The sequence below is a fragment of the Novosphingobium aquiterrae genome (assembly GCF_042434435.1).
Lineage (GTDB): Bacteria > Pseudomonadota > Alphaproteobacteria > Sphingomonadales > Sphingomonadaceae > Novosphingobium > Novosphingobium aquiterrae.
Map to the genome: position 1 here is coordinate 695001 of NZ_JBHLTL010000006.1, position 24562 is coordinate 719562.

Sequence of the window (24562 nt, forward strand, 5' to 3'; positions counted from 1 at the left end):
GAGCAAACTTTGATCCGGCGATTTCCGAATGGGGAAACCCACCTTCACCATTTCATTCCGGTTCCTTTCGGGGAAGCGTAGTGAGGTGGATAAGGTATCCCAAGTTGAATAAAATAGACTTGGTGAAGCGAACCCGGGGAACTGAAACATCTCAGTACCTGGAGGAAAAGACATCAACCGAGATTCCGTTAGTAGTGGCGAGCGAACGCGGACCAGGCCAGTGCCTCATCTTCAACTAGCAGAACACTTTGGAAAGAGTGGCCATAGCGGGTGACAGCCCCGTATGCGAAAGTGATGGATGAGGACTCGAGTAGGGCGGGACACGTGAAATCCTGTCTGAACATGGGGGGACCACCCTCCAAGCCTAAATACTCGTATGTGACCGATAGCGAACTAGTACCGTGAGGGAAAGGTGAAAAGCACCCCGATTAGGGGAGTGAAACAGTACCTGAAACCGAATGCTTACAAGCAGTGGGAGCTCCTTTAGGGAGTGACCGCGTACCTCTTGCATAATGGGTCAGTGACTTAATGTATCAAGCAAGCTTAAGCCGTTAGGTGTAGGCGCAGCGAAAGCGAGTCTGAATAGGGCGATTGAGTTTGATGTATTAGACCCGAAACCCGGCGATCTAGGCATGACCAGGTTGAAGGTGCGGTAACACGCACTGGAGGACCGAACCGTTTAATGTTGAAAAATTATCGGATGAGTTGTGTTTAGGGGTGAAAGGCCAATCAAGCCGGGAAATAGCTGGTTCTCCGCGAAATCTATTGAGGTAGAGCGTCGAATGATTGCCGTTGGGGGTAGAGCACTGGATGGGTGCGGGGGTCGCGAGATCTACCAATCCTAACCAAACTCCGAATACCAACGAGTCTAGTTCGGCAGACAGACGGCGGGTGCTAAGGTCCGTCGTCAAAAGGGAAACAGCCCTAACCTACAGCTAAGGTCCCCAAGTCATCACTAAGTGGGAAAGCATGTGGGATTTCCAAAACAACCAGGATGTTGGCTTAGAAGCAGCCATCATTTAAAGAAAGCGTAACAGCTCACTGGTCTAAATAAGAGATCCTGCGGCGAAAATGTAACGGGGCTAAAGTGATGCACCGAAGCTTAGGGTGTGATCTTCGGATCACGCGGTAGCGGAGCGTTCCGTAAGCGGATGAAGCGATCTGGTAATGGGTCGTGGACGTATCGGAAGTGCGAATGCTGACATGAGTAGCGATAAACAGGGTGAGATGCCCTGTCGCCGAAAGACCAAGGGTTCCTGCTTAAAGCTAATCTGAGCAGGGTAAGCCGGCCCCTAAGACGAGCCCGAAGGGGGTAGTCGATGGGAACCACGTTAATATTCGTGGGCCTGGAGATGTGTGACGGATCACGTGTGTTGTTCGACCTTATCGGATTGGTCGGGCTTCGAAGTGGTTCCAGGAAATAGCCTCTCCATATAGACCGTACCCGAAACCGACACAGGTGGTCAGGTAGAGTATACCAAGGCGCTTGAGAGAAGTATCCTGAAGGAACTCGGCAAATTGCCTCCGTACCTTCGGAAGAAGGAGGCCCCACTTCTGCGCAAGCAGTTGTGGGGGGCACAGGCCAGGGGGTAGCGACTGTTTAGCAAAAACACAGGACTCTGCTAAGTCGGCTTCAAGACGACGTATAGGGTCTGACGCCTGCCCGGTGCTGGAAGGTTAAGAGGAGGAGTGCAAGCTCCGAATTGAAGCCCCAGTAAACGGCGGCCGTAACTATAACGGTCCTAAGGTAGCGAAATTCCTTGTCGGGTAAGTTCCGACCTGCACGAATGGCGTAACGACTTCCCCACTGTCTCCAGGATATGCTCAGCGAAATTGAATTCTCCGTGAAGATGCGGAGTACCCGCGGTTAGACGGAAAGACCCCGTGCACCTTTACTGCAGCTTTAGAGTGGCATTAGGAAGAAATTGTGTAGCATAGGTGGGAGGCTTTGAAGCATCGGCGCCAGCTGATGTGGAGCCATAGGTGAAATACCACCCTGTTTGTTTCTGATGTCTAACCTCGCACCGTTATCCGGTGCAGGGACCCTCTATGGCGGGTAGTTTGACTGGGGCGGTCGCCTCCTAAAGAGTAACGGAGGCGCGCGATGGTAGGCTCAGGCCGGTTGGAAACCGGCTGTTAGAGTGCAATGGCATAAGCCTGCCTGACTGCGAGACTGACGAGTCGAGCAGAGACGAAAGTCGGTCATAGTGATCCGGTGGTCCCTCGTGGAAGGGCCATCGCTCAACGGATAAAAGGTACGCCGGGGATAACAGGCTGATGATTCCCAAGAGCTCATATCGACGGAATCGTTTGGCACCTCGATGTCGGCTCATCACATCCTGGGGCTGGAGCAGGTCCCAAGGGTTTGGCTGTTCGCCAATTAAAGTGGTACGTGAGCTGGGTTCAGAACGTCGCGAGACAGTTTGGTCCCTATCTGCCGTGGGCGTCGATACTTGAGAGGAGTTGCCCCTAGTACGAGAGGACCGGGGTGAACATGCCTCTGGTGTACCTGTCGTTCCGCCAGGAGCGCAGCAGGGTAGCTATGCATGGACGGGATAACCGCTGAAAGCATCTAAGCGGGAAGCCTCCCTCAAGATTAGGTATCTTCGAGTCGTGATAGACCATCACGTTGATAGGCCGGATGTGGAAGCGCAGTAATGTGTGGAGCTAACCGGTCCTAATAACTCTGATCATGCTTGAGAATTCCACCATCAATGACAGCTTTGCTGCCGTGATGTGGGCGATTTTCAGCCAGATCGCGCCTTAAGAACGCACTAAAATGCATCGATTAAAAACCGTATCCGCCTGCTTCATTGCTTGGTGGCCATAGCGTCAGTGACCCACCCGATCCCATCTCGAACTCGGCCGTGAAACCTGACAGCGCCGATGGTACTACCGCTCAAGCGTTGGAAGAGTAGGACGTCGCCAGGCATTGCAGCCGGCGGGTACGGAAACCCATTCACAAGTCAAAGGGCTGCCCTAACCGGCGGCCCTTTTGACGTTCCGGGCCTTGTGCTCGGCGATTGAGTCCCCATCTGGGGCATGGTGACGCGGGGTGGAGCAGCCCGGTAGCTCGTCAGGCTCATAACCTGAAGGTCGTAGGTTCAAATCCTACCCCCGCAACCAACAGAACCCCGCTACGGCGGGGTTTTTTATTGTCCGGTGTGATCGGCCGATCAACGCAACACCAGCTCCCGGTCGCAATCATCGTGCGGCAGTGCTAGCAGGCGGGCATGCCTTTGCAGACCCTTCCTTCGCCCAATGGTCCTTTGCTGGCGATCGCGGCGATGACGTTCATCGTGGGCGCCCGTTACCTCACGGTCAGCGGAATCTTTGCGGCGGTCGGCGCGAGGCTGGTGCCTGGACTGCACGAGGGGTTGGCTCGGCAGATCCGCAGGGAAATTGCCTGGTCATTGGCGAGTGCCGCTATCTATGGCGCGCCCGCGGGTCTGGCCGCCTGGGCCTGGCATGAACACGGGAAGACGCTGATCTATGACGATGCGGCCCAATACCCGCTTTGGTGGATTCCGCTGTCTTTCCTCCTGGTGCTGCTGATCCACGACACCTGGTTTTACTGGACCCATCGGTTGATGCACCGTCCCTGGTGGTTCCGCCGCATGCACGCCGTCCATCATGCGAGCCGCCCGCCGACCGCCTGGGCGGCGATGAGCTTTCACCCGTGGGAGGCGCTGACCGGTGCCTTCGTGATACCAGCGCTGGTCTTCATCTTTCCGCTGCATGTCGGTGTTGTTGGGGCCGTACTGCTCGTCATGACGGTCATGGGTGTGACCAATCACATGGGCTGGGAAATGTTTCCGCGTCGCCTGGTTGAGGGTGCGGGTGGCAAGTGGCTGATTACGGCGAGCCACCACCAGCGCCATCATGACCGCTACAACTGCAACTTCGGGCTCTACTTCCGTCATTGGGACCGGATCTGCGGGACCGACCGCGGGCTGGGCGGCTTTGGCAAGGCGCCGGGCCGCAGATAGTCTGAGCCACGGCAATCGGCGGGCCATGGTTGTCGCGGCCCTGGCGAAACCCTATGTTGCGAAGGATCAGAGCCAGACCCGCCCAGGGCGGGTCTTTTTGTTGAGTGATCAAAGGACGACGGCGTTCCATGGCCAAGGCCAAAGCGAGACAGGCGACCATTGCTGCGCTGCTTACCGCATTGATCGCCGCATTGGCCGTTGTGCTGGGGCTTTCGCTTGAAAGGCCGCTGCGAGTGGCGACCACCGCAGACACGCCGATCGCCACCCTGCCGGGCCTGCCCCAGGAAGCGCCAGTTCTTGCGCAGGAGCCAGTGATGCCAGCTGACGAGGCGCGTGCTCGGAACGCTGCGGACCCGTTCTTCTCCGGACCGATCGCCGCGGCCGCGCCCTTTCGCTTTGCGGGATCGCCAGAGGACTTTGACCGTGCCCGCGAATGCCTGGCCCTTGCCGCGATGGCCGAAGCCGGGGGATCGGACGAAGGGCAGCGCGCGGTGCTGCAGGTCATCCTCAATCGTGTGCGCCACCCCGCTTTCGCCAAGACGGTTTGTGGCGTCGTGTTTGAGGGGGCGCAGCGCGCCACCGGCTGCCAATTCAGCTTTACCTGTGATGGTTCGTTGTCGCGCCAGTATGGCGATGCCGCCTGGTCTGCTGCGCGGCGGCGCGCGGAAGAGGCGCTGAAGGGGCACATCTTCGCTGCTGTCGGTAACGCCACCCATTATCACACCGACTGGGTCTATCCCTATTGGAGTCCCAGGCTGGTCAAACTGGCGCAGGTCGATACCCATCTGTTCTACCGGTGGCCCGGTTACTGGGGGACGCCGGGGGCCATGCGGATTGCCTATCGCGGGGGAGAGCCTGACATGGAGACCCTGCGCGACGACGCGGCGCTTCCGGCCAGTCCCGGGCCCGTTGCAAGCTTTGCGCCCTTGCCACCCGGAACTCCCAAGGTCAGCGGGGGCGAGGTCAAGGTTCGCGACATCACCGGGCGCGGAAATTTCCTGCTGATCGCCAACCACGACGCTGCCGAGGCCGCGGCCAATGCGCGCAAGCTGTGCGGGGCCAGCGCAACCTGCCGCGTGCTGGGCTGGAGCGATGCCGCCGCGATCCCGGCCACCTTTCCCGTTCCGCCGGCGTCGCGCGCCGCGCAGAAGTTCAGCTATTCACGCGACCCGTCTGGTGCCGAAATCGTCCTCTACAGCTGCGAGTGGTTCAAGAGCGTGCCGCGGGAACAATGCATTCCGCGCCCGCGCAACTGAGCCCACAGCATAGGCATTTTTTTAAACCTCAAGCTCAGTTGATGTTGCGCTCGCGCCCCTGCCAATAGGGTTCGCGCAGCGCGCGGCGCAGGATCTTGCCGCTGGGATTGCGGGGCAGGGCGTCGATCACGTCGACGCTTTTGGGTACCTTGAATCCGGCCAGCCGTTCGCGCGCCCAGGCGATGATCGAGTCCGCTTCGATGGTGCTGCCGGGCTTTGGCACGCAGACCGCCTTGACCGCTTCGCCCCATTTCTGATCTGGCACACCGATCACGGCGACTTCCAGTACATCCGGGTGTCCATAGATCCCGCTTTCGACTTCGGCCGGATAGACGTTCTCGCCGCCAGTGATGATCATGTCCTTGGCGCGGTCGTACATATAGACGTAACCGTCTGCATCCTTGTAGCCGACATCGCCGGTCGCCACCCAGCCATCATCGTCCATCGTGCTGGCGGTCGCTTCGGGCAATTTCCAGTAGCCCAGCATGTTGGATGAGGACCGGGTGACGATCTCGCCGATTTCGCCCGTCGCCACCTCCTTGCCGTCGCTGCCGCGGATGATCAGTTCGACCCCGGGCAGCGGCTTGCCGGCCGAGCGCATCCGCGGGTTGCCTTCGGCCGTATGATCTTCGGGCGGAAGCACGCAAATCGTGCCGGTGGTTTCCGTCATGCCATAGTTCTGTACGAATTCCGCTCCGAACATGGCGATGCACTGGCGCAGCAGTTCCAGCGGAATCGGGCTGGCGCCGTACATGATGTACTTGATCCGGCTGAAATCGGTCTTGGCACAATCGGGGTGGTTGAGCAGCATCTGCAGCGCCGCAGGGACGATGAAGAAGCGGGTCACGCCGCGGTTCTCGACTGCATCGAATACCCGTACCGGGTCGAATTCGGTCAGCACGACGCCCGGCAAGCCGGCAGCGAGCGCGACGATGCCCAAGCCCGTTCCGCCGATGTGGGCGCATGGCATGGCCACCAGCACTGCCTCGTCTTCGTCCCACAGCGAGTGGGGCGGGGGCGCGTCCATTCCCGCCTTGCGCAACCCGAAAAGGTTGCGGTTGGACAGCACCGCGCCTTTGGGATTGCCGGTGGTGCCCGAGGTGTAGAGTTGCAGGATCGCCTCATCCGGCCCCGAAGGTTCGAAGGTGCCGCGCTGCCCGGTCATGATGAACTCGCGCGCCTGTTCCGCCGTAACGCAATTGCGCAGGCCGGGGCGCTTGCCCAGTGTCTGCGCGCAGGCCTCGAACCCGTCGCCCAGGAACAGCACCTTGGCTTCGGCATTGTCGATAATGAACGCGGCCTCGGGCTCGGCCAGGCGCCAGCCGATCGGAACCATGACGATCCCGGCCCGCGCCGCGCCGTAAAACAGGGTGAAATAGGTCGCGCTGTTCTTGCCGAACCAGGCGATCCGGTCCCCTTTCGCGACGCCCATCTGGTGGAGCGCATGGATGACCCGGGCCGTGGCCTCTTCCAGTTCGGCATAGGTCAGCGTGAAGTCGTCGCCTTCGATTGCGACACGATCGGGCCGATCCTTTGCCCAATAGGTCAGAAAATCATCGAACGTGAACAAGTCACGTGTGCGCTGGGCCTTGGCCAGCAGCCGGACGTATGTAGCCTGATCCATGCAGCTCTCCCTTGTAACCAGTTTAACCGTGCGATTAAGAAGGGCAAGGGTGCATTGCGATCAGGTTACGGTGCCTGCCATCAGGCTGGCGTTGCCGCCCGCTGCGGTGGTGTCGATGCAGGTCACCCGTTCGGTCGCGAAGCGCGCGACATAATGTGGGCCGCCGGCCTTGGGTCCTGTCCCCGACAAGCCTTCTCCGCCGAATGGCTGGCTGCCGACCACCGCGCCGATCTGGTTGCGGTTGACATAGAAGTTGCCGACTTTGGACCGCGCCTGGACGCATCGCCGGGTGGCGTCGATCCGGCTGTGCAGGCCGAGGGTCAAGCCAAAGCCTGTGGCGTTGATCGCATCGACGACCGCGTCCAGTTCGTCGGCCTTGAACCGCGCAACGTGGAGCACCGGGCCGAAATTCTCGCGCGTCAGATCGGCGATGGATTCAATCTCGATGATCGTCGGAGTGACGAAGGTACCCTTCGCGCAACCTGCAGGAAGATCATGCTGCCAGACCCTACGTCCGGTCTGCTTCATTGCGGCAATGTGGGAGTCGAGCGCTGCCTTGGCCTCGCCATCGATCACCGGGCCGACGTCAGTGGCAAGGTCGGCCGGATCGCCGATCACCAGTGCCTCGAACGCGCCGCGGATCATTGCCAGCATGGCGTCGGCGACGTCATCCTGGAGGTACAGGACGCGCAGCGCCGAGCAGCGTTGGCCCGCACTCTGAAAGGCGCTGGCGACGACGTCGCGGGTGACCTGTTCGGGCAGGGCCGAACTGTCGACGATCATCGCGTTCTGCCCGCCGGTTTCGGCAACAAACTGAGCCAGCGGGCCGTCGCGCCCGGCCAGAGCGCGATTGATCGCACGGGCAGTCTCGGTCGACCCGGTGAAGGCGGCGCCCGCGATCCGCGGATCGGCAGTCAGAAGCGCCCCGACCTTGCCGTCGCCGGGGACGAATTGCACGACCTCGCTTGGAACACCGGCCTGGTGGAACAGGTCGATGGCGTAGCCGGCGATCAAAGGGGTTTGCTCGGCCGGCTTTGCCAGCACGGTGTTGCCCGCCGCCAGCGGACCGGCAACCAGCCCCGTGAAAATCGCCAAGGGGAAGTTCCACGGGCTGATCGCGACGAACGCGCCGCGCCCGTGCAGGGTCAGCCGGTTGCTCTCACCGGTCGGGCCGGGCAGCGCTTCGCCTTCAGCCGTGAACAGCCGGCGTGCCTCGGCAGCGTAATAGCGCAGGAAATCAACCGCCTCACGCAGTTCGAGCACGGCATCGGTCAGGGTTTTGCCGGCCTCGCGCTGGCAGATCGAGAGGAACAGGTCGCGATTCTCCTCGTATAGATCGGCGACGCGATCGAGCAGGTCGCCGCGGGCGGCCCCACCCAGGGCATCCCAGGACGGCTGCGCGGCGACGGCGGCCGTGATCGTGGCGTCCACGTCGTCCGGGGTGGCGTCGCGGCAGGTGCCGATCAGCGCGCCGTTGCTGGGTGCACGGACCTGGCGGGTAGGCGTGGCTGCGGCGATCAGGGTGGTGGGCTCAGCTATCCAGCTGTCGACCCTGTCGAATTCAGCAAGTACCGCCTGCAATGGTTCGCGTACCAGCGGATCGGACAGATCAACGCCAGCACTGTTTACCCGTCCCGGAAAGATATCCCGCGGCAGTGGAATCGCTGGGTTACGCCTCGGTTGCAGCGCTGCCAGCTCGGTCACCGGATCGCCAACCAGCTCGGCCACCGGCACCTTTGCATCGGCCATGCGGTTGACGAAGCTGCTGTTGGCCCCGTTTTCCAGCAGCCGGCGGACTAGATAGGCCAGTAGTTCCTTGTGCCCACCAACCGGCGCATAGATCCGCACCGGGGTACGCGCTTCGCCGTGGTCCGCTTCATAGCGCGCCAGTTCGGCGTAGACGTCTTCTCCCATGCCGTGGAGCCGCTGGAACTCGATCTGCGCTCCGCCGGCCAGCGCTTTGATCGCACCGATGGTATAGGCGTTATGCGTGGCAAAGGCGGGATAGATTGCATCGGGTGCGGCAAACATCCTGGCGGCGCAGGCCAGATAGGAAACGTCGGTCGCGACCTTGCGGGTGAATACCGGATAGTCGCCATGCCCGCCGACCTGGCTCAACTTGATTTCGCTGTCCCAATAGGCGCCCTTGACCAGCCGGACCATGATCCGCCGGCCATAACGGCGGGCGAGGGCAGCGACCCAGTCGACCAGTGGCACGGCGCGCTTTGCATAGGCCTGCAGCACCAGTCCGAAGCCCTGCCAGCCGCCTGCAAACAGATCCTCGTCGGCGATCAGCGCTTCTATGATGTCCAGCGACAACTCGAGCCGCTCGGCTTCTTCGGCATCGATGGTGAAATGCACATCGGCATCGCGCGCCTTGATTGCCAACGCCTTGAGCATCGGCACCAGCGCCGCCTTAGCCGCCTCGGCATGATAGAAATCATAGCGTGGATAAAGCGCCGAAAGCTTTACGGAGATGCCGGGCGCCCGGACCACCCCTGCGCCGGCTTCATGTGCAATCCGGTCTAGCGCGGCGCTGTAGGACTGGCGATAACGTTCGGCGTCGGCGAAGGTCATTGCCGCTTCGCCAAGCATGTCGAAGCTGTGGGTCAGGCCTTGCTTGCGTTCAGGCGCGGCGCGATCCAGCGCCTCATCAATGGTGCGACCAAAGACGAACTGTCCGCCCAGGATCTTCATGGCCTGGAGCGTGGCCTGGCGGATCACCGGTTCGCCCAAACGGCCGACTGCCCGTTTGAGCGAAGCAGCCAGACCGCCCGCTGCTTCGCGCCGCTGATCGAGTACCTGCCCAGTCAGCATCAGCGAGAAAGTAGCGGCATTGACGAAGGTCGAAGCGCTTTCTCCCAGATGGTCGCCCCAACTGATGCCGGCCAGCTTGTCATGGATCAGCGCATCGGCCGTCGCGGCGTCAGGCACGCGCAGCAGCGCTTCGGCCAGGCACATAAGGGCGATCCCCTCGTCGGTACCAAGGCCATAGCTTTGAAGGAAGGCATCGAGCCCGCTGGCTTTGCGACCCCGTGCACCTTCGACCAGCCGCGCCGCGATCGCGCGTGCCGCCTGGTGAACGGCCTGCGCCGGTGCGGCCTGTGTCAGGCGTTCGGCGATGCAGGCATCCTCTTCCATCCGGTAGGCTTGGCGCAGGATGGAACGATCAAGCGGGGCAGGCAAAGGGCAACTCCCGGGCGGAATCCGAATGTCGCCGCCTAGCACTGGTTGCAGTCGAAACCAATTCGGGAATCGTTAGACAGGCCCGCTATGCGTAGTCAGAAGCGCAAGGCGAATGTGGCCAGGGTCCCCAGGCCGATAGCCAGGCCAAAAGGCAGATAGGTTGGCTGGCCTTGGCGCAGGGTAAATGTCGGCTTGCCCTGAACCTTGCGCCAGACGATCCAAGACAGAGCCAGGAGCAGCCCTGCGAGGCAGATCATCGAGCCGAGCGCCAGGCCTTGCTGCAGGGGAAACCAGGCAGCGCAGGCGGCATAGAACTTGCCATCGCCGCCGCCCAGCCAGCGCAGCGCGAACAGCGCCATACCGATCAGCAGCGCAGTTCCGGCGTGTGCGGCATGCCAGCCCAGGCCGCCGAGGGCGCCTTCATGATAGCCAAGGGCCAATCCTGCCAGAAGCAATGCAGCGCAATACGAATTCGGGATCGTGCGGCTACGCAGGTCGGACCACATCGCCGCCAGGCAGACCAATGCCAGAGTGCCGCCGAAGAAAACTTCGACGACACTCATGGCAAAGGCGTCCCGAGGGTGGGCCCTCTGTGACCTCGCATCAGGGCCGTGCGGCCGGAATCGACTTGAACATTACGGTGCGCGGAGTCGCCTTGTCCGGATCGGCCGGTGCCGGTGCCGCAGCGACCTTGCCGACCGCGGCGTCAAAGGCGGACTCGACTGTCTGGATCTTGACGGCTGACGCGGCCTTGTTGCGGGCAACGACCAACGCAGTGCGAACCGGGCCTTTGCTTGCCGCGGCTGGCGCGGCGGTCTGGATGAAGAACTGGTTGGCGCCCAGGCGCTGCAGCTGGCCCGGTGCGGCGGCCTGGCGGGTACGGGCCTCAACCTGCTTCTGCTGCTCGGCCTGGGCCATCAGCGCGCGGGTTTCATCGCCCTCGTGACGGCGGGCGAACAAGGGCGAGCGCATCAGCCGCGCCAGGTTGGTCTGATAGCGGCCATCGGCCGGATCGATCTGCGCCGCGCGTTCGAAATAGCGCTGAGCCAGGTCGAAGCGGCCCAGCCGTGCATAGGCGACACCAAGTCCGTTGAAGGCCGGAGCCGGTGCCTCGCCGCTGGTCACCGCGCGGCGAAACGCATCGATGGCGATCCCGGTGTTGCCCTTGTCCAGCGCATCACGGCCAGCAGCGGTAAATGCCGTCGCCGCCGCTGCCTGACTTGGCTGAGACGCCGATTGGCTGGCCAGTTTGTTGGTCCCGAACAGGGCGCTGCATCCGGGCAGAGTCAGGCAGGCGGCAGCAAGGATCGCGCAGGTCTTCAAGCGGACAATCATGTTATCCTCCATTCAGGGCAGGAAGCAGCAACCGCACCACACGGACCGCGGCGGGCAACATCAGGGTTCCGATCATTACCGGCAGCATGAAGCAGACCAGCGGGATCGAAATGAGCACGGGCAGGCGGTGCGCCTTTTCCTCGGCCCGCATGCGCCGCCGCTCCCGCATTTCAGCGGCATAGACGCGCAAGGTGGTTGATATCGAGGTGCCCAGCTTGTCCGACTGGATCAGCAGCGTGGCGAACGAGCGGATTTCATCGACACCGGCATCGTCGGCCAGGCGGCGCAGGGCTTCCTCGCGACTGGCGCCGGCGCGCAGTCGCAGCGTGGCCGTGGCGAGCATCGACGAGACCAGCGGGTGGCTCATGATCATTTCCTTCGACACCCGGTCGAGCGCGGCTTCAAGGCCGAGGCCAGCCTCGACGCAGACCAGCATCAGGTCCAGGCAGTCGGGAAAGCCATTGATCACTTCCTCGCGGCGGCGATCGGCCTTGGCGCGGACGTACAGAGCCGGTACAAACAGGCCCAGCGCCGCAAAGATCGACCCGAAGATATAGAGCCGCACATAGGAAAGCTCACGCCCGCTCCACAGCGAAAACACCACCAGCAGCGTCGGCAAGGCAATCACCAGGACGAGTCGCAGCAGTGTGTACAGCCGGGGGGCGGCGGGCGAGGTATAGCCGGCAGCGCGCAGCCGTTCGCGCAGCGCATCGCCCTGGCTATCCGACAGGTCGAGCCCGGCCTTCTCGATCCGGTCGACCAGGCGGATCCACGCCGAATCGTTGCGCGCTGTCAGGGATTCGCTGGCTGCAGAGGTCGGACCGCTGCCGTATATTTCGCGCAGCTCGCCGCGCACCGTGATCCGCTTGGACGCCAGGTTGGCCAGCGTCCATATCCCCAGCACGACCAGCGCGAACAGCGCAAGCAGGACCGAGATGCGGATGGCCGGGGTCGAGGCGATCAGATCGAGCATGCCATCACACCTTCAGATCGACGAGGCGGCGGATCATGTAGACCCCGATGAAATACATCACGAACAGGATGCCGAAGCCGTAGATGAAGATCGGATCGGCAGCGACGTCGATGTAGAATTGCGGGCTGACCAGAAACATCGAAATGAAGGTTCCGACCGGCAGCACCGTGAGCATCCAACCGCTCATCCGGCCTTCCGAGCTAAGCGCGCGGACCTTCATGTACATCGACGCGCGTTCGCGGATGACGGTGGACAGGTTGCCGAGGATTTCCGCCAGGTTGCCGCCTGTCTCGCTCTGCAACGAAAGGGAGACGACGAACATGCGGATATCGTCCAGATCCCAGCGTTCGGCCAGCGCCGACAGTGCCTCGGTCAGGTTGGCGCCATAAGACACTTCATCGGCGACAAGACCCATTTCGCTGCCGATCGGATCTTCCATCTCGTTGGTCAGCAAGCTGATCGCCGATGCCACCGGGTGCCCGGCGCGCAGGGCGCGGACGAAGATGTCCAGCGCCACCGGGAACTGCTCTTCCATCCGCTTGCGGCGCTTTTCCGCGATGCGGCTGAGGACCATCAGCGGGACCCCAAAGGCGATTGCGCCCGATACGACAACCACAAGCTCGACCACGCCGGGCGTGATCAGCAGGCGCGACGTCCATGTCAGGAACAGGATCAGGCTGACCAGCCCGGCAAAGGCCATCGCCGTGATGCCCAGCACAGTGCGCGGTTCGGCTCGCACGGCGGACATGCGCACCAGCCGCTGAAACCGGTAATAGGTCCGTTCGAACAGGCCGGCATCCTCGCCTGGCCGCTCGATCAGGTCCTTGCGCATGATCGACGAGACCTGCTCGGTGCTCAGTCCCGAACGCAGCAGTTGCAACCGCCGGTTGATCGCCCTTGTCTCGGCGCGGCGTCCGAGGACAAACGTGAGGATGAACTGCGACAGCAGGAAGATCGACGCGAAGACCGCGACGAGGACGAAAAGGCGGATGAACAGGCCGGTCACGCGCCGAGCTTCGCGCCAGGCCGGAACAGCGCCGGTTCAAGGTGAATGCCGTGGGCTTCAAGCGTGGCCATGAACTTCGGGCGGATGCCGGTCGCCTCGAACTGGCCCAGCACGTTGCCTTCGGCGTCGCGGCCGGTCATCTTGAAGCGCCAGATCTCCTGCATGGTGATGGTTTCGCCCTCCATCCCGGTCAGTTCGGACAGGCTCAGCATCTTGCGCTTGCCATCGCTGAGGCGGCCGATCTGAACCACCACGTTGATCGCGGTCGCGATCTGCGCGCGGGCCGAACGCGGCGAAACGTCGATCCCCGACATGCCGATCATCTGTTCGATACGGGACAAGGCATCGCGCGGCGTGTTGGCGTGGATCGTGGTCATCGAGCCGTCGTGACCGGTATTCATCGCCTGGAGCATGTCGAAGGCTTCGCCCGAACGGCATTCGCCCAGGATGATCCGGTCGGGGCGCATGCGCAGCGCGTTCTTGACCAGATCGCGCTGGGTCACCTCGCCGCGGCCTTCGATATTGGGCGGGCGGGTTTCGAGCCGGGCGGTATGTTCCTGCTGCAATTGCAGTTCGGCTGAATCCTCGATCGTGACGATGCGCTCACGCTCGTCGATATAGCTCGACAGGGCATTGAGCAGCGTGGTCTTGCCCGAACCGGTGCCGCCCGAAATGATGATGTTGAGCCGCGCCTTGACGATTGCCTGCAGGATCGGCGCGACCTGGGCCGGCATCGATCCGAACTCGATCATCTTTTCCATCGAGATCGGCTTCTTGGAGAACTTGCGGATCGACAGCAACGAACCGTCGATCGCCAGCGGCGCGACAATGGCGTTGACGCGCGACCCGTCGGCCAGGCGCGCATCGACGAAGGGCGAGCTTTCGTCGACCCTGCGGCCGACCGCACTGACGATCTTCTGGATGATCCGCAGCAGGTGCTTTTCATCCTGGAACCGGGTCGCGACGCGCTCGAGCATGCCATTGCGTTCGACAAAGACGGTGTCGCAGCCGTTGACCAGGATGTCGTTGATCGTTTCGTCCTGCAGCAGCGGTTCGAGCGGGCCGAGGCCGAGCAATTCGTCGAGCACGTTTTCGACCAGCCGGGTGCGTTCGGCCTTGTTGAGCACTTCGCCATCGGCCTCGAGCAGTTCGCCGACGACCTGGCTGATCTCGATCTCGATGCGGTCGCGCGGCATCTTGTCGAGCGCGCTGAGGTTGATCTTTTCCAGCAGCTGGCGGTGGACCCGCACTTTCAGGTTCAGCAGCCGCGAACCTTCGCCGCCGTGCTCCACTGCGGCATTCTCGACCGGGAACGCGCTGGCCACTGGGACGCTTTCCTCACCATGCGAAGGGGCGCGTTTGACTTGCCAGATGCTCATGCCGGGCCTCCCGCCGGGAAGCGCGCAGACAAGGTCGCCGCAAGTGTGCGGACATCGGTCTGGAATTTCGATTTGCGGTTCAGCTGGTGGGCCATCAGGCCCTGGTCCTGCGCCGTGCTAACCAGAGGGTCTTCCAGCGTGACACTGCCCAGAACCGGGCGGCCCAGCGTCTGGGCGGCATCGCCGACGTCGATGGTCTTGAACATGCGGCGTTCGGTGCGATTGACGATCAGCTGCACTTCGTCGCCTTCAATCCCGACCGAAGCGAACAGGTCAAGACGGCGCCGCGCCTGGCGCAGGCTGGCCACCGACAGTTCGACCACCATCAGCACCGAACTTGCCGCAGTCAGCGCCGACAGCGACCAGCTGGTCCAGTTGGCCGGCAGGTCAAGCACCACATAGGAATAGTGCTGGCGGACCAGATCGAGCATATGCAGCAGGCGGTCAGTCTCGACCGATTCCAGCGGCATGATCGCATCGGGCGCGGCAAAGACGCTGACATTGTCGGCGCAGGGCCGCGCGACTGAGCGCAGCAACTCCTCGTCAAGGCGCTCGTCGGCGCCAAGCAGGTCAGCGATCGAACCGCGCCCCGTGGCCGCCATATAGTCGGCCACGGCGCCGAACTGCAGGTCAAGGTCGATAATCGCCACACCGCGGCCGCTGTTGTCGTTTTCGCCCAAAGCGCTGGCCAGATGGGTAGCGATCGACGTCGCACCACAGCCGCCGATCGAACGGACCACCGCGAACAGCGGCGCCAGGCGCGTGTCGCCGTGGCGCTTGTTGCGCTTCTGAGCCATGACGTCGGCAGCGGTTTCGAGCAGTTCCTCGAACTTGAAAGGCAGCGATACAACGTCGTCGACGCCTTCGCGCACCAGCATGCGCACCAGGGCGACCGAGGCATCGGGCAGGGCCGCGACCACCGGGACATCGGGCAGCTTGCGCTTCAGCTCGCCCAGCCGGTCCATCGAGCGGCGGTTGTGCGGATCGATTTCGAGTACGATCAGCGAAGCGGCTTCGGCGGCGCTTTGCGGCACTGCTGCCGTATTCTCGCACGGCAAAACGACCAGCCCGGGCAGGGCATCGCTGCTTTCGCTCCAGTCGATCGCCTCGGCATGCTTCGGCGACGCGACGATCAAGACATTCGCGCAGACAAGCACGTCCGATTCCTTCAAGTTGAACTGCAAATGCTCGTGGGTACTCATGAAACGTCCTTAACTCGACTCAGACCCGCTGCCGTCCTCCATCGGCAGCGAATACGAGATTGCGGGAAATGTGATGCCGGCTGACGCGAACAGGAACGTAGTCATCGGCTTGAACTTGAGACCGATCACTGAGATCTTGGTTAGTGGCGCGACGTCTGGCCCGTTGGGATCGCCGGCAAAGCCAAGGCCCGACCATTCATAATCGACCTGTACATTGGGGTAGTCGATATCGGGGTCAATCTGCTTCATTCGTTCGACGATTTTCTGGAATGGTTTGTTTGTGCTGTTCTGCGTCAGGGTAAACCCGGCTGGCGCGGAACCGCCTTTCCAGACGCACGTCGCGGCAGACGATGTGCCGGTGCAGGTAATGCCCGGAAACGACTCGACCGGAACCGTCGTCCCTTGGGCAATCAGCCCGGAGGTGGCGAAGCTGTAAGTGCGCAGGCCATCGGGAATGGTGTCCGTCACGACAGCCCAGCGCGCGCCGACCTGCACTGCTTTGCCCAGCTGGTTCATATCCCAGGCGAAGCGACCGACATCAATGATGCCGAACAGGAACAGCAGGAACAGCGGCAGGATCAGGGCGAACTCCGCTGCTGTTGCCGCGCCGCTGTCTCGGAAAAAGGCCCGCACGCACGTCACAGCCCCATCACCGGGCTTTCAGCGGCGCCGCCGATGCGCATCGAAGTGCTGAACCCCAAAGTCGAGCCGACAAGGGAAGGATACAGGACGTTTGCTGAAACCTTTACCTTTGGGGCATTGCCGCCGACGACTGCGTAAAGACCACCTGTGGCGGCTGTGCAGGAAACGGTGACAGTAACGTCGCTATCGACCCAACCGCTGATCCGGGCATTTCCGCCGCTGATCTGGCCGGTCCTGGCAATATTCTTGATCTGGGTAACAACCCCGGCAGGTACCGTTGCCGGACAGGTATAGGTGCCGCCGCTTTGTGTGACGAAATTGCTGAAGTCCAGGCGCCCGGCATAGCGCGCAGCATCGCGGACACCCATGATGACCTTGTGTTCGTTCCAGGCGAATGCAGCGCCTTCGAGCATCATGAAGGTCAACGCCAACAACATTGGCAAGATCAAAGCCATTTCGGCGGCTACGGCGCCGCGGGTATCACGAAGGATGGAGGCTGCGGACGTCATGATCAGTGCACCAGGTACGGAACATCGCGACGGATCAGCTGCGATGACGTGGATCCACCGCCGCCCAGCTTTGAGGGACCGATGACTTCCAAGTAGACGGAATCGGCGATAACGCCGTTACCGCGCGCATCGACAACTGGTTCGACAAGGAACACGTCGACCCATTCGTCGACCGAAACCGGCGTCGAATTACCGCTTAGCGAGCTGCAGTTCTTTACGATTGCAACTGTCAGAACCCGGCGATCAACCGAGCCCGCGCTTCCCGTTGAGCACCGGGGCGAGGCATATTGCTTGTTGCTTCCGCCTGCGCTCGTGCCGTCAATCCCGCCGCCAGCCGCGTTATAGCCGTTGGCCAATTCCCACTTGTACGTTTCATACCGGGTCATTGTCGACGCATTGCCTGGAATGCGTCCGCTATGATACTTGTTGAAATAGTCGCCCCTTGCCCAGTTCCCGGTCCCGAACCTGTCAGAGGTATCGGTGGTGAGGCCGTTCAGGTTGTGGCATTTGTTGGCTGCCACGCCATTGACGTAGCTGGCGTAGTGGCAAAGGTCGCGCGTGAGACCCATTGCATCGATCTGACTGTCGGAATCGTGCTGGGTCAAAGCCGTTTCGGTTCCGGCGTTTCGCGCCTTGGGTGAAAATTGCATGGTTGGAAGCTGCCAGCCCTGGTTCTGGGTCTTGCAGGAATTGGCCCCGGCGACCGGTGCATTGGATGCGTTGACCATGTCCTTTATGACGTTGCTGGCCGACGGGCAGCTTCCGGTATTGCAGTCGCCCAGCGGATTGCCGTTCGTGTCATATATGTCGAAGCGCGTGTTGATCGCCGCAAACAGGCCCTGGGCGTTTCCGGGTTCGGGCTTTGCGCCATCGACCGGGGTGCAGTCGAAGGTCGTGCTGGCGAATGCCAGGGCCTTCTCGAGGTCTGCTTTCTGACCCGATCCGACCGACAGGAATCCAAAATCACCTGCCGCCCAGGAATTGTTGCCATGACCAGTTGCCTGGATTCCCCATCCGATCCGCCCCGCCGCATTGAACGACTGTGCCGGATCCGGGCTGCAGATCATCAGGGGGGGGACCTTGCAGATCGACGATCCCAGACCAGCCATTGCTCCGGCCTTGATGTTCGGGCTGACCAGCAGGCCGGTCAATGGCGTGAAAAGAAACTTGACCGTGCGCACATCGACATCAAGTTCGATGAACTTCGCCGTCGCATCGCTGGTCGCGGCGACGGAGTGCGCCTTGTCCTGCCAGAACCGCACCGACCCCGTGGCATCGCAGGCCGCTTCGCTGGCGACACTGATGGTCTGGCCGCTTTGCGCCAGCAGCGTCTTGTTGGTCACAAGATTGATTGCTGCTGCAGCCGCGCGCGCACAGGCACCCGGAGTGAGGCCAACGGCACTTTTCCCATCCAACTGCGTAGCCCCGGCCAGCGCGGCCTGGTCGGCGCCGTTCTGCAGCTCGGAGTCCATGGCCATCATGCGTCCGTAGTCGAACCCGACCCCGCCGATCACCACCAGCCCGGTCAGGGCAAGGGCATAGGTCGCGGCTACCGCCCCGCGTTGGTCGGTCAGAAAGGATTTGGTGCGCAGTCTCGCCATGGCTTCAACTCGCTTCGCTCCTAGTTCCCGCCCGAACTGCCACCGCCGCCACCGCCACCGCCGCCGGTGCCGATATTGGTGGTGCGGACCTTGTCCGGCTTCTTGACCTGATCCTTGTTGTAGCGGTCCACTGCCTTGGCGGCGTGGTCGCCGCTGGTGAGGGGATTGGCCGTATCGTACTGCGGATCGGGATCGATGATCTGCGCTGCCATCGTCTGGCGATTGGCCTCGCCCCAGTTGTCGGCCATCTTCATGCCGGCGCCATCGGTGGCGCATCCGGCCAGTGCCAGCGGTGCGGCAACGAGCGCGAGCAGGGTAATCCTAGTACGCATAGTCGCTCTCCTTGGCGGGCTGCTCGCCCTTGGCCTGCGGCGCAGGCGCGGCGGGAAGTTCCTGGCTCTTGGCCGACGGGGCAGGTGGCGTGGCTGTCCCGCCACCGCCGGCATCGAGGTTGCTGGGGCCGGCAGGCGGCAGGGCCTGCGGATGATAGGCATTGCCCATCAGGAAGGTTTCAGCCTCGTCCGGATCGCGCACCCGGTCGGTCGGCAGGCGAACCTGGTCCGGCCGGATCGGCGCGACCAGATGCGGCGTGACGACGATCAGCAGTTCGGTCTCGCCCCGCTTGAAATTGGTGGAGCGGAACAGAGCGCCGAGGATCGGGATCGAGCCGAGCAACGGAACCTGATCGACCGTGGTCTGGAAATCGCGCGACAGCAGACCGGCAATGGCGAAGCTTTCGCCGTCACGCAGTTCCAGCGTGGTGCTGGCGCGGCGGGTGCGCAGGCCCGGCACCGTGATGTTGCCGACCGAGAACGAGGCGCTGGGATCGATTGCGCTGACTTCGGGTTCGACGATCAGATTGATGGTCTTGTCACCCAGAACCGTGGGGGTGAAGCCCAGGCTGACGCCGAACTGCTTGAATTCCACGGTGATCGCCTGGGCACCGCCGACTCCGCCGCCCCCGCTCGACTGGGCGACCGGTACGGGGAACTCACCCCCAGCGAGGAACGAGGCTTTTTCGCCCGACAACGCCATCAACGACGGCTGGGCCAGGGTCTTGGCCATGCCCTTGGATTCCAGGCCGTTGATGAAGGCAGTCAGGTTCAAACCACCGATCGAGAAATTGTTGCGGAAGATGCCGAACTGATCGGTAAGCGTGCTCAGCTGCAACGGTGCGGTAGCGAGCGCGCCCGCCGTGGTGCTGGCGCCCTTGCCGATCACGCCGGAAAACTTGCCAACGCTGTCGGCGCCGCCGAAGCCCATCCCGATTTCCTTGCCGACGCTACGGCTGACTTCGGCAAATTTGACCTCAAGCATGACCTGCTGGCTCGACCCGACAGAGATCAGGTTGATGACCTTGTCACCGGCAAAGCTCTTGGCCAGCTGCACCGCGCGGTCGACCGCGCCGGGGTTGTTGACCATGCCGGTCAGCACCACCGATTCGTTCGAAATCTTGGCGTCGATGGATTCGCCGGGAACCAGATCGGCAATCTGCTTGCGCAGCGATTCGACGTCGGGGCCGACGGCGACGTCCATCACCGATATGACCCGGCCTGCGGTATCGTACAGGGTCAGGCTGGTCGTGCCCATCGCCTTGCCCAGAACATAGATCGAGCGGTCGGAGATCGGCAGGATGTCGGCAATCTTGTCATTGCCGATCATTGCCTTGGCGATCGGGCGGTCGGCGTTGAGCACCTCGCTCTTGTTGAGCGGGACTTCCAGCGTGCCGGCGTGGATCGAAGGACCGGCCAGGGCCGTGCCCGGCAGGGCAACGGCGGCGGTCAGCGCCGATCCGGCGAGGAGGGCTGCTGCACCAAGTGCCGCGCGCCACGTGCTGCGATCAGTAGCCACGGATAAACTCCTCCTGCGAAGCGCGCGTTCCGCGCACGACGGTCATGCTGGGGCCGGCCGGCCGCGGCGGCGCCATGGCGGGTCCGGAAGGACCGGACGGCATGGCCATGCGGCGGGCAGCGCCCGCCATGGCCAGCGCCGCGGCGGCACCGGGATTGTTCGGGCGGGCAGCGCGTGAGGGCATGAAGAAGCGGCCACCCAGATCGTTGCGGGTCACGGTCTTGCGTGCCCCCGTCACCTGATCGGCGACGTTGCGCAATGCCAGGCTCATCGTGCCCGACTGCATGGCCAGGGCCAGCTTCTGCGCGCCAAAGGTATCGACCTGCACGGTGGCGGTCTTGCCGATCGCGGGCTGGGTGTTCTTTTCGTCGGCGACCTGATCGATGCCCAGAACCGGTACCGCTTCCAGCAGCACGTCGGTCATCTTGTCGCCGTTCTGGTTGCCCTCGCCCGGGATGGTGCGGGTCAACAGCACGTCGACGACGTCGCCCGGGCGGACGAAGCCGCCGACCCCGGCGACATCATTGATCGGAATCGCGAAGGCGAGCTGGCCGACCGGCAGATTGGCCGACAGCGTGGCGCGGCCATCCGTGCCGGAAACCTTCGATGCCAGAACCGGTTCACCCACCACGATCGGGCGCAGCGCAACGCGGTTGCGCGTGGCTTCCTCGATCGAAGTGAAGGCGCCCGTGGGCACCGAATTGGCCGGCCAGTTGGTGAAACGGACGTTTTGCGGGGACAGGGCGGTGCCAAAGGCCAGCTCCTGCGAGGCGACGACGATGCGCGCCATGCGGTTCTGTTCGGCAACCTTCTCCTGCTGCGTCTCGCGCGCCGAGAAATAGATATTGGCCATATAGACCGCGATCAGGCCGATGAATACTGCCAGCGCAATCGCGATGATGTTCCGCTGCCCCATGATAGTCCCCCGAAATCAGAAAATGACCGTGGCGGGATCATCCCGCCACGGTCGGTAACAGAGGTCTTAGCAGATCGACGTGGTGCCGCCCGCCGGAACAGCACAAATCTTGTTGCCAGCGCCGGTCATGCCCTTGCTGACTTCTCCGCCCAGGAAGAAGGCCGCACCGGCAATGCCGGCACCGACGATCGCCAGGATCAGAGCATATTCGGCCGCCGCAGCGCCGGATTCATCACGCACGAAATCACGAAAGAACTTGGTCATGGTATTCACCCCTTCATACGCTTCCGCTCCATCGACGGAAGCGGTGAGCCATTGATTGTCTGACCATCGACCGGCTGGCCGAGGATCCATCGCCGTGGGGTGGGGCATGATTGGAACCGGCGCGACCCTGTTTTGATTTAAAGCCAGCGGTTTCGCACCGGCCCTTTCGCGCTTGGTTCCCCACGGGGACGTTCAAACCCTCTCCCGATTGCCGCACTGCGTCAATCATTCGCGGGTAGGAAATTTTTAACCTGTTATCTCAAAAGCTTACCTTGCCAAAAGGTGAACTGCATTGGTTAATCGTTGCATTATCGCGACACCTGGAATGGCAGAATTCCACGAATCATAGTGCGACCTTTTCCGTGAATCGGCAAGCGGTTATTAACAATCAGACTTAACGGGATGCTGCTGCTGTGGCCCGCATGTCACGCTGCGCGGCCAGCGCCGGGTACAGAGCCCTTCTGCGCGTGGGTACGAAAAAGCGCGACCGGTTTGCCCGGCCGCGCTCCTTCAATTACGATCTTAGGCTGCTAGTCGCTCAGCAGATCGACGAACCGCCCGTAGGTGTGGCGCAAATCTTCTTGCCAGCGCCGGTGATGCCCTTGCTGACTTCACCGCCCAGGAAGAAGGCAGCGCCGGCGATGCCAGCGCCAACAATGGCGAGGATCAGCGCGTATTCGGCAGCCGCAGCGCCGGATTCATCACGAACGAAATCACGAAAGAACTTGGTCATTGGTTTCACCCCTTGAATGTCACCTTCCCCTATCGAGGAAGGCACCTGATTTTCGAAAAGCGTCCACGCCGAAACGCGAAAGCCGATCTCCATGGGGGGCTTGACTGGAACCGGCGCGACCCTGTTTTTTCTAAGAGACCAGTGTTTCGCACCGATCCATTCGCGCTTGGTTCCCCATGGGATGCATTAAGACTCCATGGATTGCCGCACTGCGTCAATTGGCAATGATTCAGAAATTTTTAACTCTGAATTTCAAGGAGTTAATCTTTCAATAACGTAAACCGCGATGGTTAACTAACGATTGAAAATTTTCGCGTGAACCGGCGCAATCGTCGAATCATATGATAAGATTCTGGCGTTGTGCGGGCGGGATGAGGCGCGCCCGCCAGTCCTTGATCGACGCAATCTACTGTCGAAATCGCAGTCAAATCCAACTTGGTTGATTTGCCAGATCAGAGCGAGCCAGGAGAATATCTTTGCGAAGAGAATGCTCATTTCAGCAAGAAATCAAGAATAATCTCGCAAATTTCAATTCTGATATTTTGAGCAATCGCCAAATACTACGATTAAAGAGTCATTACTTGTATACTCGTATGAGGGATACGCGCCTGAAATTTCGCAAAAGTTGTAGGCATATGCCATCACCATCTCTCTGGTGTCGCCATTGCCGGGGGTATAGGTTGGCGTGATAGTTGTAACAATTACGCCCGGTTTGACTGCAAGGGCATGCCGCACTTCTTCGATGGTATCGAAAGAGCTAACATTGCGCTCTCGCCAATTGTTCAGATGCGGCGGAAATGCAAGCCGTGAGACGGGGTGTGTATCGGTCATGGTATAAAGTTGCGTGGGTCCATCGTAAATGAGAAGGCCTTTGTCGCCGCCGTGTTTGCGTATAATTGTGGACATTTCGTCCATAGTCTTGGCCGACAGGCGATGATCAATACGCAGCATTGGGGGATAAAGGAGTGAAGTAAACGCAGCGATAAATGCAAAAAGAAAAAAGCCTATGTCTCGTCGTCCTAAAGCGAATCCGTTGAGGATTATGAATGGAGCCAGGGCCGGTAGAGCGTAGTGTGTGTAAAAATTGGGAACTATGACAACTCCCAATATTGCTGAAAAAATCCAGATAATGGCGAATTGACGTTCAATACGTATCTGTCGATTTAAGGACGGATTGATGGTGCCGAGCCAGGCAATCGCAATGATTGGGTATAGTCTCAGCAACAATCGGAGTGAGCTCAACGCAATTTCCGCTGCACTTGGTTTAGCCTTGGCCAGGTTCGACAAAACCATCGCTTGCCAGAACTCCGGCCAGAAGCCGTGCCCGACATACCACGCGGCAGTGACCAAAGTCGGAGCTGCCCCGATCACGACCCATGCAGTGATCCACCCGGCGGCGCGCAGGCGCGGCGCGCTGCTGCGCCATAGCCGGTAGGCGGCGAAAAGTCCGAAGAAGGCCGCTTCGAACATCGTGGTCTGCTTGAACGTCAGCGCCGTGCCGGCCAGCGCCATGGCAGCAAGCATCCGCCAGCCCGGCCGTCCCGCGTCCAGTTCGTCCAGCGATTGCAGCACCAGCCACGCCGCCGCGGCGATCAGCAGGTTGTAGAACACGGGCGTCTGGCCGCCGAACCCCTCCAGCGGGCCAAGCATGAGCAGATAACTTGCCCCCGCCAGAACCGCGCCCTGGGCTCCGGTCCAGCGCGCGGCGATGCGGGCAATGACCCACGCGGTGGTGCTGGCAAACAGCCAGGCCGGGATCTGGTACGCCAGGACGTTGCTCGATAGTCCGGCGAACAGGTAATAGAGCAGGAACAGGCCAACCGGCTTGCGGTCCCAGATCGTGACATAGGGAATGGCGCCGTGATGCATTTCCTGGCCCACCAGGAAATACCAGGCCTCGTCCACGTGGAGGTTGGGGTCACCGAATGTCGCGATCCGCAAGGCCAGGCCGAGCGCAACCAGGACAAGCCACTGCGACGACGGTTTGGCCAGATGCCGATCGAACCAGGCCGGCGTATCCGGAAACGCCTCCAGCCGCCGGGCAGTGCGCGAAAGAATGGACATGAAAGCGGGCCCCCGGACTGTAGCTAGCATCA

Annotated in this window: 19 protein-coding genes, 1 tRNA gene and 2 rRNA genes (1 of these 22 running past the window's edge); 5 read left to right on the plus strand and 17 right to left on the minus strand. The window is 61.7% G+C overall.

Annotation, left to right across the window (positions count from 1 at the left end; genetic code table 11):
• The 5 genes from ACFFF7_RS13230 to ACFFF7_RS13250 all read left to right on the plus strand — a co-directional run.
• Positions 1-2701: ribosomal RNA gene (locus ACFFF7_RS13230) — 23S ribosomal RNA — on the plus strand (it extends 89 nt beyond the left edge of the window).
• A gap of 115 nt (positions 2702-2816) precedes the next feature.
• Positions 2817-2931: ribosomal RNA gene (gene rrf, locus ACFFF7_RS13235) — 5S ribosomal RNA — on the plus strand.
• Positions 2932-3049: 118 nt separating this feature from the next.
• A tRNA-Met gene (locus tag ACFFF7_RS13240) sits at positions 3050-3126 on the plus strand.
• Between the two features lie 107 nt (positions 3127-3233).
• A complete protein-coding gene (locus ACFFF7_RS13245) occupies positions 3234-3989 on the plus strand; it encodes a sterol desaturase family protein (protein WP_379481815.1) in 756 nt (251 codons plus the stop codon).
• A 128-nt stretch (positions 3990-4117) separates the two neighbouring features.
• Positions 4118-5245 (plus strand): cell wall hydrolase, encoded by a 1128-nt coding sequence (locus ACFFF7_RS13250; RefSeq protein ID WP_379481816.1) that lies wholly within the window; start codon positions 4118-4120, stop codon positions 5243-5245.
• A gap of 34 nt (positions 5246-5279) precedes the next feature.
• Here ACFFF7_RS13250 and ACFFF7_RS13255 read toward each other — a convergent pair whose 3' ends face one another.
• The 17 genes from ACFFF7_RS13255 to ACFFF7_RS13335 all read right to left on the minus strand — a co-directional run bounded on the left by ACFFF7_RS13255 (position 5280) and on the right by ACFFF7_RS13335 (position 24530).
• A complete protein-coding gene (locus ACFFF7_RS13255) occupies positions 5280-6869 on the minus strand; it encodes a fatty acid--CoA ligase (RefSeq protein WP_379481817.1) in 1590 nt (529 codons plus the stop codon).
• A gap of 60 nt (positions 6870-6929) precedes the next feature.
• The gene (gene putA, locus ACFFF7_RS13260; RefSeq protein ID WP_379481818.1) at positions 6930-10055 is read right to left on the minus strand and encodes a bifunctional proline dehydrogenase/L-glutamate gamma-semialdehyde dehydrogenase PutA; all 3126 of its coding nucleotides are present in this window, start codon (positions 10053-10055) and stop codon (positions 6930-6932) included.
• A gap of 95 nt (positions 10056-10150) precedes the next feature.
• Positions 10151-10618, minus strand: coding sequence for an A24 family peptidase (locus tag ACFFF7_RS13265; RefSeq protein ID WP_379481819.1), 468 nt, complete (start codon positions 10616-10618; stop codon positions 10151-10153).
• 40 nt (positions 10619-10658) lie between these two features.
• Entirely contained in the window at positions 10659-11390 is a 732-nt protein-coding gene (locus ACFFF7_RS13270; protein WP_379481820.1) for a tetratricopeptide repeat protein, read from the minus strand.
• Position 11391: 1 nt separating this feature from the next.
• Complete coding sequence (locus tag ACFFF7_RS13275) at positions 11392-12363, minus strand: type II secretion system F family protein (RefSeq protein WP_379481821.1); 972 nt, start codon at positions 12361-12363, stop codon at positions 11392-11394.
• A 4-nt stretch (positions 12364-12367) separates the two neighbouring features.
• Positions 12368-13369, minus strand: a complete 1002-nt coding sequence (locus ACFFF7_RS13280; RefSeq protein WP_379481822.1) for a type II secretion system F family protein — start codon at positions 13367-13369, stop codon at positions 12368-12370.
• Entirely contained in the window at positions 13366-14742 is a 1377-nt protein-coding gene (locus ACFFF7_RS13285; protein WP_379481864.1) for a TadA family conjugal transfer-associated ATPase, read from the minus strand. The genes ACFFF7_RS13280 and ACFFF7_RS13285 overlap by 4 nt, the downstream gene beginning before the upstream one ends.
• Positions 14743-14744: 2 nt before the next feature.
• On the minus strand, positions 14745-15950 hold the full coding sequence (locus tag ACFFF7_RS13290) for a CpaE/TadZ family protein (protein WP_379481823.1): 1206 nt from the start codon (positions 15948-15950) through the stop codon (positions 14745-14747).
• Positions 15951-15959: 9 nt separating this feature from the next.
• Positions 15960-16583 carry a TadE/TadG family type IV pilus assembly protein gene (locus ACFFF7_RS13295; protein ID WP_379481824.1) on the minus strand — a complete coding sequence of 208 codons (624 nt, stop codon included), beginning with the start codon at positions 16581-16583 and terminating at the stop codon, positions 15960-15962.
• 5 nt (positions 16584-16588) lie between these two features.
• Positions 16589-17101: a TadE/TadG family type IV pilus assembly protein gene (locus ACFFF7_RS13300; RefSeq protein ID WP_379481825.1), complete on the minus strand. Its 513-nt coding sequence runs from the start codon at positions 17099-17101 to the stop codon at positions 16589-16591.
• Between the two features lie 2 nt (positions 17102-17103).
• Positions 17104-18702, minus strand: a complete 1599-nt coding sequence (locus ACFFF7_RS13305) for a TadE/TadG family type IV pilus assembly protein (protein ID WP_379481826.1) — start codon at positions 18700-18702, stop codon at positions 17104-17106.
• 20 nt (positions 18703-18722) lie between these two features.
• Positions 18723-19034, minus strand: a complete 312-nt coding sequence (locus tag ACFFF7_RS13310) for a hypothetical protein (RefSeq protein ID WP_379481827.1) — start codon at positions 19032-19034, stop codon at positions 18723-18725.
• Positions 19024-20553 carry a type II and III secretion system protein family protein gene (locus ACFFF7_RS13315; protein ID WP_379481828.1) on the minus strand — a complete coding sequence of 510 codons (1530 nt, stop codon included), beginning with the start codon at positions 20551-20553 and terminating at the stop codon, positions 19024-19026. The genes ACFFF7_RS13310 and ACFFF7_RS13315 overlap by 11 nt, the downstream gene beginning before the upstream one ends.
• Positions 20543-21469: a Flp pilus assembly protein CpaB gene (cpaB, locus tag ACFFF7_RS13320; protein WP_379481829.1), complete on the minus strand. Its 927-nt coding sequence runs from the start codon at positions 21467-21469 to the stop codon at positions 20543-20545. Before cpaB ends, ACFFF7_RS13315 begins: the two co-directional genes overlap by 11 nt.
• Positions 21470-21535: 66 nt before the next feature.
• A complete protein-coding gene (locus ACFFF7_RS13325) occupies positions 21536-21733 on the minus strand; it encodes a Flp family type IVb pilin (RefSeq protein WP_379481830.1) in 198 nt (65 codons plus the stop codon).
• A gap of 538 nt (positions 21734-22271) precedes the next feature.
• Positions 22272-22559: a Flp family type IVb pilin gene (locus tag ACFFF7_RS13330; protein ID WP_379481831.1), complete on the minus strand. Its 288-nt coding sequence runs from the start codon at positions 22557-22559 to the stop codon at positions 22272-22274.
• Positions 22560-22994: 435 nt separating this feature from the next.
• A complete protein-coding gene (locus tag ACFFF7_RS13335) occupies positions 22995-24530 on the minus strand; it encodes an ArnT family glycosyltransferase (RefSeq protein WP_379481832.1) in 1536 nt (511 codons plus the stop codon).
• Between the last annotated feature and the right edge of the window lie 32 nt (positions 24531-24562).